This window comes from Vibrio sp. ZF 223, from assembly GCF_003050585.1.
Lineage (GTDB): Bacteria > Pseudomonadota > Gammaproteobacteria > Enterobacterales > Vibrionaceae > Vibrio > Vibrio crassostreae.
In genome coordinates, this window is the sequence record NZ_PIGB01000009.1 from 174,052 (window position 1) to 190,321 (window position 16,270).

The following is a 16,270-nucleotide window of genomic DNA, read 5'->3' on the forward strand; positions in this document are numbered from 1 at the left end:
TCCGTCCCTTTAGCAGAGCAAATCATCGGTAAACATGAACAGACAAAACGGCTTCACTCTCTTAGAACTGATCATCTCTGTATTAATCTTAGCGATCGTTTCGGCTACAGCTATGGTCAAGTTCTTAGACGTTCAAGGTAATGCTCGCGCGAGCAAAATACACGATGTGGCTGGCAACCTTCGCACGGGTATCGACATGATTTATGCGAAGTCTGCGATTGCTGGTGTGGAGGGAGAATGTGACTACATTGAAAAAACCGAGATTGAGACCTACTACGTCTGCCACGGCTATCCAATCGCCTATGTTGACTCACTAAGAAGACTGCTCAATATCGACGCAACAGAGCTTCATGTAATCAACAAAGAAGTAGACTCTGGCAGCAATGCAGAAAGAGTTGCCGCTATCTCTTTTGATACGGAGAGTTACACCTATTCACCTGTCGGCGATTTTTGCCAGGTACTCTATCAACCGGAAAAAGAACCGCAAATCGTCGTTCTTGACGGTGCATGTTAAATACTCAACGATTGCACGCTTTCTATAGTTAACACAAATCCACCACAGCAGATCTTTGAATATCATGTGGTTACGCTAACATTTGCTCAAAAATAATACTAATTGATCTAACTTGTTGCTGCTTACACTTTTAGGCAGTGCTCATGGTATAACACCAACCTCATTCATATCTTATTTTCATCACTAGCCGATGAATATTTACATGCACACATATTTGATACATATGTCAATAATAATCCCATTAAAATCCTTTAATCAACACCTTATGATAAACGTCACCCTTTCCCTATTTTAAATATCCCATCTTAAATTTTCACTATTTAAAATTCGTAATAGAATAAATTAAAATCAATTATTAAACAAATATAATTAATTCTATCATTGAATACTTTAATTAAATCACCAAAACAATAAGCCGTTTAAATTATATTAATATCACATAAACTGACATAATTTAATTTTATCCTGAAAAATTCTGATAAATCTGACACATCGATAAGCTGAATGAATACCACCAGAAGCTACATTGGAAACCTCTAAATCCAGTCGCTAAACCTGCCGCATAGAAGCTGTGAAATGGATAAATACCAAAACAAATGGATAAATCCCCTTTACCCCTTGTAAATCATTGGCTTTCATTTATAAATTCAACTTTTGGGTGAACATCTCCATAACCTTTCATTCAAGCCCAAATTCTGCGATTAGTATCAACATCTTAAGAGAAAATGGTGACATTTTGGTTATATTATTTAGATCGAACTCTTGTGTTGAATGACAATCCCACCATCACATATCCATCACGCCAATATAATAACTATCGCTTAGGAGTTGAGCTATGCACTGTTCTTTCAATATAAATAACAATAATGAGAGCTTGCAACTGATCTATAATAAAGAAAAAATATATATAAAAAGAGACAGTAATAAGATATCAGAGGAAACTCTTAATAGTAAAGAGAGTTTTGTTTTCAAATATCTTATTGAACACTCATCAATATCAAACCCTCAATCTGCACGAGATGTTGAAGAATCTTTTAAATTACACTTTGACGAAGAGTTTAGCTTATACGCGTTAAAAAACATTATTGCTTCTATAAGAAAGAAATATCGAAGCTTATGCAAAAAAGCGAAGGTTGATAATAATAGTGAACTTATCTCTAACCTTTATAAGGTAGGTTACTTTATCGACCTCGATAAAAGCTCAACCAACCGTATCGCACCAAAGTACGACATCAACCAATTCAAGCCCAGCCAGGTCGAGATGTTGAAACTGATGTTCAACACCTATCATCGAGAGCTGATCAAGGCTCTGATAACCGTGTTCACCATCTCTTCTTTTTTCCTGTTCGTTGTCTACTTTTTCCAAATCCTTTATACAACGAAGATTGCGAATGAATACAGTGAAAACACCAAACATATTGCAGCAGAGGTCATGGACTACGGTTGTGATAGCCAAGGTGCAGTGCACTCGCTAAGGCACTCGCTCAACCTTGATTCTGTCGTCATGGCAACACCTCATGGCTCATGCTATATCTCTAAAACACGTTCAAAAATGATAGAGCTCGATCAAGCAGACGACTTCTACGATAGTGCTGACTTTGCCTATTCACGCTTCATAGATACCGAACACGACATAGAGATGGTTGCTCGAATATCTAAACGCTCTATCGAAGCTCGATACAAGAACTCACTATTGCCTCTATTAGTCGATTCTATCTCCATCCAGAAGAATGGTTACTACATCTTAAATCTTGGCGAAGAGAGTAAAGTTATTTATCAAACATCCCTGCCAACTGGCGCAACCATCACCTTCTTCAGTGACGATATTGTTGCGTTGTGGATTGCGCTTTCTCTGATAACCGCCACGCTGCTTTATCGCTCTTATATTCTGGGCTTTGTGATCTATCTGTGTCGTTGGCAACACATCTCCTTTGAAGAAGAGCCCATCATCAACACTGAAGACAACAGCGTTTTATATTACGAATTGCTATCTCGTGTACGTAACGTTGGCGTTTTAAGCTTCATCAACACGATGAGACGCACCAACCTACTGACATTTCATACGATTTTACTTATCGAAACGGTCAGAAACGCCAAGTTGAACAACAGCCATGAGGTTTACGGTGTCAACGTCTGCCCAAGTGCTTTAGTTGGGAATAACTTTTCAAAACTTAAAGTGCATTTAGACGCGATGGAAGCGAATGAATTTGTGGTTGAGATAACTGAATACTCAAATATTGGTTACGGATGCGAGGTGATAGACAACATCAAAGCGATCAAAAAGCTGGGGCTCACCATCGCATTGGATGACTTTGGTACGGGCAATAACAACATCGAAATCATCAATGTCATCTCTCCTACCTATCTAAAACTGGATCGCTGTTTTGTTAAGGATATCGAGTCAGGAGAGCACCATCAAGGCGTGTTGCTTAATATATCGGAGATTGGACGCCTATCAAATATCACAATGATTTATGAAGGTGTCGAGACGCGCAGGCAGCAATATATCCTGTGTCAGTTGGGCTACAACCTGCATCAAGGTTACCTATATAGCCGGCCTAATGAGTCAAAGGAACAATAGCCCCACCCTAATAAGAATCTTGATGAGCAACTATTCCCTATTCAAATAATAATCGCTCATACAGCTGCTTGAGAGCCCACAAGGATGTAGGCTTCAAGTACCCTCTCCGCCAAACATGCTTTATCCAACCATAAAAGTTAACATTCAGCTAATTTATAGAAAAAGCTTGTCTATCTTGGGAATTAGGTTAGTGTTATACACATGTATATCACCATGCAGTTTTAATTATGACCGAATGGAAAGACGACCAACCGATCTTTAGGCAGCTTGCTACGAAGATCAGTGACCAAATTCTTCAAGGTGTTTGGTTAGAGCAACAAGCATTGCCTTCGGTGCGTGCCGTTGCTGCTGATCTCAAGATCAACCACCTTACTGTCATGAAAAGCTACCAGTTACTGGTGGATGAAGGCTTGGTAGAGAAAAAACGCGGCCAAGGCATGTATGTGGCCGAAGGGGCACTTCAAAAATTGAAAGAGTCTGCACACCAATCATTCATCAATACACAGATCCCAGCCATCGCTGAGACGCTAAGCATCATTGATATGAGTGTCGAAGAACTTGTGAAACAGCTAGCACAACATATAAAGGACAAGTCATGAGTACTTTACTTTCCGTGAAAAACGTAACCAAAACCTATTCAAATCAAGTGGGTGTCGAGAACATCAGCTTTGAGTTAAAGCCGGGGCAAGTGCTTGGCCTTCTAGGCCACAATGGCGCGGGTAAATCAACTCTCATCAAGTCTCTGCTTGGCGGACACAGCTATCAAGGTGAGATTGAGGTTAACGGTTACCACCCTATCCACCAGCATGCAGAACTCATGCTGCACTTGTCGTACATCTCAGACGTTAACGTATTACCCGAGTGGATGACCGTTAAACAACTGCTTCGTTACACCCAAGGTGTCCACCCAAGCTTCAACAAGCAAAAAGCAGAACAGACATTAAGCAGCACCAACATCAAGCTATCTTCCACTATCAAACAGCTTTCTAAAGGAATGAAGGTACAACTTCACCTTGCGATCATCATCGCAACCGATACTCAAGTATTGATCTTAGATGAGCCAACGTTGGGTCTCGATTTGCTGTACCGCGATACTTTTTATCGCCACCTACTAGAGTGGTTCCACGACGGCGAACGCGCCATGATCATTGCAAGCCATGAGGTTTCAGAGATTGAACACTTATTAACGGATGTGCTGATTTTAAAGCAAGGCCATTGTGTGCTGCAAAAGAGCATGGAAGACATCGAGAACGACTATTTCATTATCGAACTTGCAAACAACCATTCAAGCGAGATCCAGAAGCTCAATCCGCTAACCTCACAGCCAGGGCTAGGAACTACTAAGTGGTTATTGGAAGGTCAATACAAAGCGCAGGTTGAGCCGATGGGCACTATCTACAATGTTGGCCTCGCAGATCTATTCCTTGCAACACAAACGGAGAAGGCATAATGCATCCAAGTTTTTATATGCTAGAAAAAGAACTCATCGAGCACAAAATTAATACTCGATTACCTCTATTTGTCGCGTTATGTGGTTTCTTGCTGTTCGTTAGTCTGTTTTTTAATGGCGCTGCGCAGCATGAGTTTTTCTTCGAAATGCAAGTGAACGGTGACGTGAGCGACATCCATAGAGAGTTCGCGCAAGATCTCAACTCGGTGATCTACTTTGGCGCGGGTCTGATTTCACTGATCCTGTCGACACTTTACATCCCTAAAACGCTGCGTAAAGAGCGCCAAGAAGGCAGTTCGATGTTTTGGAGAAGTATGCCAGTATCTAATGCAATGACTCACGGCGTGAAGTTAGGTTTCGGTTTAGTGGTTATTCCGGCTATCTGTGCGTTGCTCGTGCTGTTCGCCGATTTCCTATTCTGGATATTGAACATCTCAAGCGAACAACAATTGGCGCTACTGGTTGAACAGCAATCTCTATTTTATGTGCTGAGTAACTGGGTGGTGTTCTTTGGGCGAATGCTGTTAGTTGCACTGGTTTTATTACCACTGGCAACCGTTACCCTAGCGATTTCGCAGTTGGTAAACTCTCCATTACTTGTCATTTTCATCTCAAGCTATGCGATTAAGTTCCTCTCTGTCGCCGTGTTTGGGTTCTATGGCATCAATGACTTCCTATCTCTCATCGCATCACTGCCAATGAATGTGCTCATAGCAAGTAACCCATTAAGCGCGATTGCAGAAGCGCCTATTTTATCTTTAAGTATTTACGCACTGATTGGTGTTGGCGGTTATCTGCTGAGCCTAAAGCTAAATAGAACGGATGATGTGAGCTTGAAGACGCTGTTCCAACGCTAGAGTCAGCCCCTAAGCACGAGCCTTTATCGGGCAGTCACATCAGATATCAAAATCTAAATCAAAGCTTCTGAGAAATCGGGAGCTTTTTTTGATCACGACTTTGCTAATACAGGGATGGGTAACAAGGACAAAGGGATTTAATTGGGAGTAACCGAGTGAAGAAACAAGAGAGTCTAAGAGGAGGTATTAATGAGCTGACATTAAATTGCATTGTTGTTAATGCCTGCCAGCTCTTTAGGGATGATTTCTTTAGTCGCCGACCAGATGAAGGTCCTCAAGAGTGCTAATGAAATCGGTTTGTTGCGTTTTACATTTGATTAAGCTTTTCAGCTTTTAAAGCTTTACGATTTAAAGCTTATTTCTTTGATGCTTCTTTTGACGTGTCTTTCCAGTATTGGATACGAACGCGATGAAGCTGTGCTCTTCTCATTTTTTTCATAAGGGATATTTCCTTTTCTTTAACTGCTCTTCATGAGCTATTTTTATTGCCAACCATTCGAATCTAACGGTGTTTGACGCCCAGATCAATGATACAAATCACAAAATATATAGAGTTTTGAGTACCATTTACATCAAAGTATGACCCAGATATCAACTATGGCTCAATTCAATCCTATGAGCCGCTGTTCAAAATTAAGGTTAGTTCTCTCAGATGACAAATTCATTTCAGTATCAATACAGTTCAATGATACTAATTTAATAGACCGGACCAACGCGAATTTAGTTCCAGTGTCTTATCTTTTATTAATCATATTGCCCTTAAAGTTACGATGTAACAAATCCCACATTCAATATGAACAAATAATCGCCACATCAGCCTATACGTCACAACATCAAAATGGGATTATGTTTGTAACGGATAGAGCTTTTGATAGAAAAAAGCCGTAGTGAATAAAATTAAATGGACGTAATTATGAGTAAAGTAATTCTGCAAGGGCATATTCTAGTGCCAGACAACGACCTAGAAGCCGTCACACAAGCCTTGGTTGCGCACAAAGAACTGACACTGGAAGAAGCTGGTTGTATCGTGTTTCGAGTCAGTCAAAGCACCCTTCAACCTAATCGCTTTGAAGTGTATGAAGAATTCACTAGCCAAGAAGCATTCGAAGCGCATCAACAGCGAGTAAAAGCCTCGAAATGGGGTGAAATCTCCCAGAACGTGACGCGTCATTACCAAGTCACCGATGTTCCGACATCATAATGATACATCCACTAGCCAACCACATCATCACATTGATCAAACAAGATCCCTTGCGAATGCAGGTTATAGACTGTGTATCTCAGTTGGATTTACCGCAGTGTTATGTCGCTGCGGGCTTTGTGAGAAACCTCGTTTGGGATCACCTACATGGTTATACCTCCCCGACCCCACTCAATGATATTGATGTGATCTACTTTGATCCCATTGATACTTCCTACGAATCGGATCTTAGATACGAGGCTCTGCTTAAACAACGGTTACCCGAACTGAATTGGCAAGTTCGCAATCAAGCCTGCATGCACACTAGAAATGGCGACAAACCTTACCAAAGCTCATTGGATGCGATGAGTTATTGGCCAGAGAAAGAAACCGCAGTCGCCATAAAACAGAGCCTCACTGGGGATATCGAGTGCATTTCGGCGTTTGGTTTAGAGAGCTTGTTTGGTTTAAAAGTCACCCCCAACCCAAAGCGTAGCCGAGATATCTTTGAGCAAAGAGTACAATCCAAGAACTGGCTGACCCAGTGGCCTAAGTTAACGATTAGTCACCGTTAACTAGCTTTCGAATTCAAGCGCTAAAACCATTGACTAAAAGTCCAATCAGATCGACCATGCCCCACTTGTTAGCTGACTAACTTAGTAGCTTAGTAAGTCAGTCACTAATCAACTCATCAACCACGCGTGGCAACTAACTGCTGCGCCTTCTCGTCATACAGAGTAACGACCATGAACCAACAATACATGCTGCGAGCGCTTGAAGTTTCGCGCCAAGCCTTACCTGATTGCCAACCAAACCCACCAGTAGGCTGCGTTTTGGTGAAGAACGATAAGGTGGTGTCTGTTGGGTACACTCAAAAAGTCGGCGGAAACCACGCCGAGGTTGAAGCACTGAATAGCTATGATGGAATAATGGAAGGGGTTACCGCTTACGTGACATTAGAGCCATGTTCATTTGTCGGCAGAACACCCGCTTGCGCCAATACATTGGTTAAAGCCGGTGTAAAACACGTAATAGTGGCGATGCTAGACCCAGATCCTCGTAATAATGGTCGTGGTGTTGCGATCCTTGAATCACACGGCGTGAAGGTGGATGTGGGGTTATGCCAAACACAAGTGAGCGCTTTTTTAACCCCTTACCTTGGTAAGTCCTAGACCTTAAACAGCCAGTATTAATTCAATTTTACTCGGTAAAGCGGATTGACTGGTTTGTCGACAAAATACGACCAGATATGATTGTAGACCGCATGTTGGTTAGGGAATGGCGCTAATGCTTTTGCCTCTTCTAGATTGCACCAACGGTACTCGGTATGCTCGTCATTCAGTTCAATCGCTTGGTTGGGCGGGCATAGCACTGCAAACACAGGGATTAGTTGAATCACATTCACGTGCGCCTCGTAAAACTGCTCTAGAAACTGCGCGTTATACAAAGCTTCTACTTCAATTTGGGTCTCTTCTTCAAACTCACGCACGATAGCCTGCCAGCCTGTTTCACCCGCTTCAATCGAACCTGCGACATGGCACCAAAACTCGCCCTTCACACGCTTCATTAGTAGCATTTTCATTTGTCCGTCGATCTCTGAAATAGCGACACCGGAGACAATGGAAGTATTGAGTGGAATCATAACGTTACCTTAGTTTTCATAAGAGGGCGGCAAGGCTAACACCCTTCGTTTGTTAAATTGTCTTCTATGATTAAAAACGAGAAGTTACTCATCAATTAATGGCGTTCAAGCCATAACTCATGAGTTCAGTGTTAACCGTCTCGCTTGGCTATCCAATAATAGAACCATTTCTTATTTGAGGCGCTTTTCGATAAAGAGTAGAATCGCCGCCTTGTACTGTGTTTAACGTCTCTAAACATACACAGTAGACTCACAACCATTTATCACCACGATATAAGTATTAATACGACTATGCACTCATCAAAACCAACGCACGACTCAGAAAACAGCCACACACCTGAGCATTGCTTCACTCGTTTTCAACAGCCGATCGAGTCATATTCGTTGCCTGAGCGTTTCACATTCCCGTTCTACTACGAACCACACCCACTGTGTGAAATCGCATCTCATCAGCTTCAACAGCATCTAGAAACACAAACCGACTGGCAACACGACTTCGGGCTGGATTCTGATGAAGGTCGCGGCAAAATGTTTGGTGTGTTGCTGGTTAAAAGCCCTGAAGGTGAGCTTGGTTACTTTTCTGCTTTCTCCGGAAAAATCGCAGACCAGAACCTATTGCCCCACTTTGTGCCACCAGTATTTGACATGCTAAGCAGCGACAGTTTTTTCCATCAAGATACTGCCGACATGATGGCTGTGAATGCAAAATTCAAAGCACTACAAGCTAACGCAGAATACCTTGAGTTGTGCGAGCAACTGGCGCAGAAAAAAACGCAAGCTGAGCAAGAAATTGAAGCTCAACGTCTATTGATTATTGAAGGCCGAAAAACGCGTAAAGAACAACGTGAACAAGGTAAAGAAAACCTTGATGAGCAAGCCTTCGAGCAATTGAACAATGAGTTAAACAAGGCCAGTGTTGCCGACAAGAACCAGCAGAAGTACCTAAAACTCAACTGGGAACAGACCCTGCAAGTATTGCAGGCTAAAGTTGATGTTTTCACAACTCAACTGGCTGAGCTAAAAGAGCAAAGAGCACACATTTCTCATCAGCTTCAACACAAGCTGTTTTCACAATACGCTTTCCAAAATGCGGAAGGAAACGTTGAAGACCTTAACCAGATCTTTGAAAACACGCCAAACAAGATACCACCAGCAGGCTCTGGCGAATGCGCTGCGCCTAAATTGCTGCAATACGCGTACTTAAATGGTTACACACCATTGGCATTGGCTGAATTTTGGTGGGGTCGTTCACCGAAATCTGAAATCCGAAAGCACAAGAAATACTACGCCTCTTGCCAAAGTAAGTGTGTACCGATTTTAGGCCATATGATGAAAGGTCTAGAAGTCGATCCAAACCCATTGCTAGAGAACCCTGCTGAAGGCAAAGAGCTGGATATTCTGTTCCAAGATGAGCACATCGTTGTAATACACAAGCCGGCAGGTTTTCTATCCGTGCCGGGTAAAACCATCAAAGATTCCGCCTACACACGCGTTCAAGAAATGCATCCCGACGTTGAAGGACCATTTGTTATTCACCGCTTAGACATGGCAACCTCGGGTATTCTAATTTTCGCTCTCACACGACGTGCGAACAAGAGCTTGCAGAAGCAGTTCATTACTCGTGAAGTCGAGAAGCGATACGTGGCAATGATTGAAGGCGTTCTAGCAGAAGATGAAGGCTATGTTCGACTGCCATTGCGTGGTGATTTGTATGACCGCCCTCGTCAGATTGTCTGCTTCGAACACGGCAAGCCTGCAGAAACCAAATGGGAAGTGATTGAGCGAAACGAGCAAACCACTAAGGTTTACCTGCACCCTAAAACAGGGCGTACACACCAGTTGCGTGTTCACTGTTCACATGAAGAAGGCCTTAACATGCCTATCGTCGGTGATGGCCTATATGGCAATAAAGCCGACCGATTGCACTTACACGCGGAAAGACTTGCGCTGCACCACCCGGTGACCAAAGAGTGGATGGAGTTTCAGTTCGACGCCGAATTCTAAAATATCTCATTAATAACGAGTCTTAATGAAAGGAGCCACAACGCTTGTGGCTCCTACCTCTTTTGGGTATATATCCGCGCTTATTGCACTACATCAAGATTCACTTTGTTGTGAAGAGTAGCATGCCCACCTTCTTCTCTCCTTGAGGCCTTTGATATGTCATCAGCTGCTTTGAACTTACAACCTAACAAACTGACTTCCCCATTAATTGCGACTCAAGCACCAAGCTTGAAGCCACTTACACCCAAAAAGCCAGACTTGAACTCGGCAATGCTTAACTTAATTGAAGAAGTTAAAAACGAGCTCCCACTTTACGAATCGGAGACGTTTATCTGTGGTCCAAAAGGTAACTGCTCTGGTTGCTCTAAGAAACTACTAGAGATGGTCGACAGTGAGTTAATGTACTGGGAACATAGTATTTCAATTGGCCAAGGGCCAAATTTCGAAGAACTGCGCCGCTTTGGCAAGCTATGCAGCAGCGTAAGACGTGGTTTAGAAAGAAACGGCCTAGTAGAAAAACGCCTTAGAGGCAGGTAACCAGGCTAGGCCGCTAGGTTCGGTACTCAAACACGATTTAGGGCGTCCTCGATCGTGTTTGAGGTCTCGTGATACTTAGCCTTAGCGCATATTAACTCCACTTACCCAATTGGAGTTAAAACCATGAAATACACACATTTACTGTTCACATCCCTACTTTTCCTTTGCAGTTCAGCCATCGCTTCCGGCGTCGGATTCACTCAAGTCACCGTAAATGACGATCCTAATCGCCCGCTAAATACTGCCATTTGGTATCCCACAAGAGATACATCAGGCGTAGCCTTAATTGGCGATAACCCCGTCTTCATCGGCACACAAGTCATCAAATATGCAAACATTCAACCTGGCACTTTTCCAGTAATACTGCTGTCGCACGGCTACCGAGGAAACTGGCGCAATCAAAACTGGCTGGCGACCAAACTAGCGAGTCAAGGTTATATCGTAGCGGCCACTGACCATCCGGGAACCACCTCTTTCGACCACTCCCCAAAGCAAGCAGCAAAATGGTGGGAAAGACCACGAGATGTATCACGTATTCTGGACTACTTGTTATCCGAAGCCCCGTGGAAGCAGTCTGCTAGCGCCGACAATGTTAGCGCAATCGGGCATTCATTAGGTGGTTGGACGGTGATGCAACTGGCGGGAGCGAAAATGGATAGACCAACCTTTGAGGCGAATTGTCTCAACTACCCTAACCCACGAACTTGTGGGCTTGCTAAAGAGCTAGGGCTAGACAAAGTCCAAGATGAAGAGCCTGACCCAAAAGACCTTTCAGATCCTCGGATTCAACGTGTCGTTAGCCTTGACCTGGGGCTTGCTCGCAGCTTTTCAGCCAATAGCTTAAAAGGCATCAATGTACCAGCCTTGATACTGGCGGCCGGGATAGATATAGGAGATCTCCCCCAGGCATCGGAGTCTGGCTATATTGCTGAGCACATGCCACTGAACTCAAGACGCTACAAAGTCTATGAGAAAGCCACCCATTTCAGCTTCATTCAAAGCTGTAAACCCGGTGCTATAGCCATGCTGAATGAAGAAGTGCCAGGAGATGGCATTATTTGTAAAGATGGCATTGGTACATCACGCGACCAGCTACATCAATTGATCTTAAATGACATCATTAGCTTTCTGAATTGATAAACGGAAGCAAACACACTCAATCTAACACTTGTGGCGAACTTCGATACTCACTCGGAGTTTGCCCAGTTATCCTTGAAAACTCGCGATTGAAATTGGACTTGGTCTGAAAGCCGGAACTAAAGAAGATGTCAGTTATCGCTTCATCACTTTGCATCAGGAGAGTCTTAGCGTGCTCAATCCGATAGGCGTTAATCACCTTCGAAATGTTCTCTTGGTGAGTTTGATTAACCGCAGACGATATCTTGCGAGCAGGAATGCCTAGCTTTCGTGCCAAGCGATTGAGAGACAGATCAGGATCTTTAAATAATTGATGATCCCTCATTAATGCATCGAACTTAGCCATGATCTGCGCGGTTTCTTCAGCTTGGTCGTCATCTAAGCTGCTCGCTAGTGTGGTCGATGTATCGACCTCTTCTGGAGAGCGTTGTGACATAGAAGGTAAAGCCTGCACTTGCTTGGTTTTTTCTTCGGCAGGCGTGCTAATACTGACCACCATCACAGCGGACACAATGGCTGGAATAAGAACAAGGTAGCTAATCGATAAGATCAGATTGGTGTGCTGCGCATTCAACAGCAAGATATCGTAAGAGAGCACACTGTCGACCAAAGCGGAGAATAGTAGCATTACACCTGCAACCCGTTCAGCAACCAACACTTTCGAGATATCGGTTAGCCGCACTTGTTCCGGCACTCGCAGCGACGACTTCAGCAGCAAGCCACCATAACCGAGATAGAGCAAGATCAGCAATACATCAAGAGTTCCCGCCCAGAGATGCACATAAAAAAGTGAGCCAACTAAAACAGCAATCGGACCTAGCCAATGCAAATGTGTACTGGATTGGCTTCGATGAGCTCCCGAGAAACAGAGCCAAGCCGCCACAGGAACACAGGCACCGAGAATGGGTTGTAAGAAGCGAAACAACTCAATATCAAACGTCCATCGCAGGCCTACTACCGTAACCATTAACGCGCACAGAATGATAAACCAAAATGGCTTTTGACTGGTTTGTGGGTAACGGCATCGAAGCAGCACACCTGTCATCAATAACAACAGCGCTGCGACAAATGGTAAAGGAATGGCAAGCATCAATAGTCCGTTTGAGTTCGAGAAAATATCACTCAGCTTCAAGCACTTCATTAGCGAAGTAACTGAGCGAACCAGTGATAGATATTGAATATCAATCTATGGTAAATCATTCCTCAGAGAGAAATCTAGAACGAAATCTTGATGGTGTTAAGCCAACGATTTTCATGAAGACTTTTCGAAAGCTGTTTACGTCCTCATAGCCAACTAGGTAGCTGATCTGCTCAACCGATTTATGGGAGCTTTCCAATAACTCACATGCACTTTGAACGCGCACATGTTGGATATAATTGATCGGCGTATAGCTGGTCGCTTTGGTAAATTGACGAATAAAGGTTCTTCGCGTCATAAACGCTTCTTCAGCCAATTGATCAAGAGACAACGAAAGGTGATGGTTCCTTTGAATAAAACGCTGCACCGATACAATCTTGTCATTGCCGTGAGCATAGTTTGGCACAAAGCTCTGATAGTAGCGTTGTTCTCTCAACCCCGTATCAAGCACGAGGTATTTACCTAGATTACGAGTATTGGTCGGCGTTGTGTATTTGGTTAGGATAAACAGAGCCAAATCCATCCACGACATCAAACCACCAGCGGTCATCACATCCGCATCATCAATCAAGATTTTGTCGATATCGACTGCGATCTGTGGGTAAAGCTCCGTAAACTTCTGCTGTGCTTGCCAGTGCGTGGTCACGGTTCGCCCTTCTAACAAACCTGTTTTTGCCAAAATGAACACGCCTGCGCAAGCTGAGCAAAGTATCGCTCCCCTTTGGTGAGACTCAATCAGGTATTCAAGCAAGGTGTCATTCGGCTCTAGATAGTAACAACCATCTAAATTCGGTGGGAGTATGATGACATCGGCGTTTGATACGCTAACACTGTCATACGCTTGGATCTGAACGTTGAATTGAATCTTCTCAGCCGAAGGTTCAAGAGAATTTGCCATCTGCAGAAACTCTTTCACGCCAAACACAGCGCTCTGCAGAGAGCCTGGGTAATCGATAATTTCAACCTTTACTGATTTTGTCACTATTGCCATATAGTCTGTCATTTTTGACGTTCATAAAAAAACACAGAGTAGTCATAATAGCCCCACACCACAAGAAATTAACAACAAAGGTATGGATTATGAGCAATACTGCACTACTACTTATTGATTTCCAAAACGACTACTTCCCTTCATACGAAGGTGCGAAATGGGCACTCTCTGAAACAGAAAAATCGGCAGAAAAAGGCGCGCAATTACTCAAGACATTCCGCAATAAAAAACTGCCAATCGTTCATGTGCGCCATGAGTTTCCAACCAACGAAGCACCCTTCTTCTTACCAAATTCTGATGGTGCTCAAATCCATAACAGCGTGGCTCCTCTAGAAGGTGAACCTGTTATCGTAAAGCATCAAATAAATAGCTTTAGAGATACTAAACTGAACAAGGTACTAAAAGATCAAGGCATTAAGAAACTGATCATCGTTGGCGCAATGAGCCACATGTGTATTGATGCTGTGACTCGTGCAGCAACCGATTTTGGCTATGAATGCCACGTAGCACATGATGCTTGTACTACGTTAGATATGGAATTCAACGGTGTTGAGGTTCCAGCTGCGCATGTCCATGCAGCTTTCATGGCTGCGCTTGGCTTTGGTTACTGCAATGTCGCAACGGCCAGTGAGCTTGAAAGTCTTCTTTAACAAGGAAGCCTAGATTTTCTAGTCTGTTCATTACACACACAAAAAAAGGCTCCTATTAAGGAGCCTTCTTATTAGAGCCTGTGATAGCTCAGTTTGGTCAATTATTACTAAGCTTGTGCCACTTGGCGTGCTGGGTGTTTGATAAACACAGCAACAACAGCCACGATAGCCAGTGCAAAACAGTAGTACGAGTTAGAAACAATCTCTAGCGGAGATAGGTTGAACACAGAACCTAATAGCAATACCTGAGCACCATAAGGCAACACACCTTGAATCACACAAGAGAAGATATCCAACAAACTTGCCGAACGACGCGGAGACACGTTGTTCTCTTCCGCCAGTTGGCGAGCCACACTACCAGATACAATGATCGCTACGGTGTTGTTTGCAGTACACATGTTAACCATTGATACCAAGCCAGCAATACCTAGCTCACTCGCACGGCCATTTGCTTGCTTAGAGTGTGAAGAACCAAACGCACGAATCAAACCGCTCACTAGGTTAGTCAGAAACGCTAATCCACCTTGGCGACGCATCAGCTCACTCAAACCACCAATCAGCATCGACAGTAAGAAGATCTCTTGCATGTTGCCAAAGCCTGCGTAGATGTCTTGAGCGTAATCCGTCAAGCCGTAGTTCTCAACAGAGCCTAAACTCACACCACCCGCCAGCAAGATACCGATCGTCAACACAACGAATACGTTCATGCCTGATACCGCAAGAATTAGGATAGTGATGTACGGCAGGACTTTCAGCCATTCAATTGGGCCTGTTTCAGGAACTTGAGTTGCCGTGCTGTTGAAAGCAAAGATAACAATCGCGATAAGTGCAGCAGGAAGTGCAATGCGGATGTTCTCTTTAAACTTGTCTCTCATCTCACAGCCTTGCGAGCGTGTCGCGGCAATCGTGGTATCAGAGATGATTGAAAGGTTGTCACCAAACATAGCGCCACTTAGCACCACACCAGCGGTTAGAGGAATGCTCATGCCAGCTGAGTCAGCAATGCCTAGTGCCACAGGGGCAACCGCAGCGATAGTACCCATAGATGTGCCCATTGCGGTCGCAATGAAAGCAGAAATAAGAAAGATACCCGGTAGGATCATGCTCGTCGGGATCGCCGACAAACCAAGGTTGACCGTTGCATCAACACCACCAGAAGCTTTAGCCACGGCCGCAAAAGCACCCGCCAGTAGGTAGATCATACACATTGCGATAATGTCTTTGTGGCCTACTCCACTTAAGAACTGTTCGATAGCACGGTTCAATTTATCTTTGCTTAACAACAACGCCAGCATCACTGCAGGCAAAGCCGCAATCGGAGCTGGGAGCTGATAGAAAGCAAAATCGACGCCTTGCAGTGACAAGTACGTACCTACGCCAATAAACAGCGCAAGGAACACGATCAGAGGGATAAGCGCAACTGCCGAAGGGGCAATTACCGCATTAGAATTTTTCGAATTGGACATGGAACGACAACGCTATAGAACAGGAAGGGGAGCAGACTAATGTCACACTTAGAGCTTGTCAACGTCTAGACGTCTAAACGCCCAATTTAATGCAAAGTAATAAGAACCTTATTGAGCATCACA

Annotated in this window: 16 protein-coding genes; 12 read left to right on the forward strand and 4 right to left on the reverse strand. The window is 43.8% G+C overall.

The features are described from left to right. Positions 1–34: 34 nt before the first annotated feature. From CWO13_RS17365 to CWO13_RS17400, 8 genes are all read left to right on the forward strand, one after another. Positions 35–514 carry a type II secretion system protein gene (locus CWO13_RS17365; protein ID WP_102432658.1) on the forward strand — a complete coding sequence of 160 codons (480 nt, stop codon included), beginning with the start codon at positions 35–37 and terminating at the stop codon, positions 512–514. Positions 515–1,349: 835 nt separating this feature from the next. Beyond that, positions 1,350–3,095, forward strand: coding sequence for an EAL domain-containing protein (locus CWO13_RS17370; protein WP_108083284.1), 1,746 nt, complete (start codon positions 1,350–1,352; stop codon positions 3,093–3,095). Between the two features lie 227 nt (positions 3,096–3,322). Beyond that, positions 3,323–3,694, forward strand: a complete 372-nt coding sequence (locus tag CWO13_RS17375) for a GntR family transcriptional regulator (protein WP_048661561.1) — start codon at positions 3,323–3,325, stop codon at positions 3,692–3,694. After that, a complete protein-coding gene (locus tag CWO13_RS17380) occupies positions 3,691–4,545 on the forward strand; it encodes an ABC transporter ATP-binding protein (RefSeq protein ID WP_048661560.1) in 855 nt (284 codons plus the stop codon). The genes CWO13_RS17375 and CWO13_RS17380 overlap by 4 nt, the downstream gene beginning before the upstream one ends. Continuing rightward, on the forward strand, positions 4,545–5,402 hold the full coding sequence (locus tag CWO13_RS17385) for a hypothetical protein (protein ID WP_102431349.1): 858 nt from the start codon (positions 4,545–4,547) through the stop codon (positions 5,400–5,402). The genes CWO13_RS17380 and CWO13_RS17385 overlap by 1 nt, the downstream gene beginning before the upstream one ends. Positions 5,403–6,315: 913 nt before the next feature. Beyond that, entirely contained in the window at positions 6,316–6,603 is a 288-nt protein-coding gene (locus tag CWO13_RS17390; protein WP_102431348.1) for a putative quinol monooxygenase, read from the forward strand. Then, positions 6,603–7,157 (forward strand): nucleotidyltransferase family protein, encoded by a 555-nt coding sequence (locus tag CWO13_RS17395; RefSeq protein WP_102431347.1) that lies wholly within the window; start codon positions 6,603–6,605, stop codon positions 7,155–7,157. Before CWO13_RS17390 ends, CWO13_RS17395 begins: the two co-directional genes overlap by 1 nt. A gap of 171 nt (positions 7,158–7,328) precedes the next feature. Next, positions 7,329–7,754: a bifunctional diaminohydroxyphosphoribosylaminopyrimidine deaminase/5-amino-6-(5-phosphoribosylamino)uracil reductase RibD gene (locus CWO13_RS17400; protein WP_102431346.1), complete on the forward strand. Its 426-nt coding sequence runs from the start codon at positions 7,329–7,331 to the stop codon at positions 7,752–7,754. Between the two features lie 17 nt (positions 7,755–7,771). Here the strand turns inward: CWO13_RS17400 and CWO13_RS17405 are convergent, their stop codons facing one another. After that, complete coding sequence (locus tag CWO13_RS17405; RefSeq protein WP_102431345.1) at positions 7,772–8,224, reverse strand: NUDIX hydrolase; 453 nt, start codon at positions 8,222–8,224, stop codon at positions 7,772–7,774. A 291-nt stretch (positions 8,225–8,515) separates the two neighbouring features. Here CWO13_RS17405 and CWO13_RS17410 point away from each other — a divergent pair, with 291 nt between their 5' ends. From CWO13_RS17410 to CWO13_RS17420, 3 genes are all read left to right on the forward strand, one after another. Then, complete coding sequence (locus CWO13_RS17410; protein ID WP_102431344.1) at positions 8,516–10,228, forward strand: RluA family pseudouridine synthase; 1,713 nt, start codon at positions 8,516–8,518, stop codon at positions 10,226–10,228. A gap of 156 nt (positions 10,229–10,384) precedes the next feature. Continuing rightward, positions 10,385–10,765, forward strand: coding sequence for a hypothetical protein (locus CWO13_RS17415; RefSeq protein WP_102431343.1), 381 nt, complete (start codon positions 10,385–10,387; stop codon positions 10,763–10,765). Positions 10,766–10,888: 123 nt separating this feature from the next. Next, positions 10,889–11,902, forward strand: a complete 1,014-nt coding sequence (locus CWO13_RS17420) for an alpha/beta hydrolase family protein (RefSeq protein WP_102431342.1) — start codon at positions 10,889–10,891, stop codon at positions 11,900–11,902. A gap of 19 nt (positions 11,903–11,921) precedes the next feature. On the opposite strand, the gene CWO13_RS17425 is transcribed toward CWO13_RS17420, so the two are convergent. After that, positions 11,922–12,992: a helix-turn-helix domain-containing protein gene (locus tag CWO13_RS17425; RefSeq protein WP_108083285.1), complete on the reverse strand. Its 1,071-nt coding sequence runs from the start codon at positions 12,990–12,992 to the stop codon at positions 11,922–11,924. Between the two features lie 106 nt (positions 12,993–13,098). After that, positions 13,099–14,031, reverse strand: coding sequence for a GlxA family transcriptional regulator (locus CWO13_RS17430; RefSeq protein ID WP_108020122.1), 933 nt, complete (start codon positions 14,029–14,031; stop codon positions 13,099–13,101). Positions 14,032–14,120: 89 nt separating this feature from the next. Here CWO13_RS17430 and CWO13_RS17435 point away from each other — a divergent pair, with 89 nt between their 5' ends. Further along, positions 14,121–14,681, forward strand: a complete 561-nt coding sequence (locus tag CWO13_RS17435; protein WP_048663280.1) for a cysteine hydrolase family protein — start codon at positions 14,121–14,123, stop codon at positions 14,679–14,681. 107 nt (positions 14,682–14,788) lie between these two features. On the opposite strand, the gene CWO13_RS17440 is transcribed toward CWO13_RS17435, so the two are convergent. Next, on the reverse strand, positions 14,789–16,147 hold the full coding sequence (locus CWO13_RS17440; RefSeq protein ID WP_102431340.1) for a Na+/H+ antiporter NhaC family protein: 1,359 nt from the start codon (positions 16,145–16,147) through the stop codon (positions 14,789–14,791). Between the last annotated feature and the right edge of the window lie 123 nt (positions 16,148–16,270).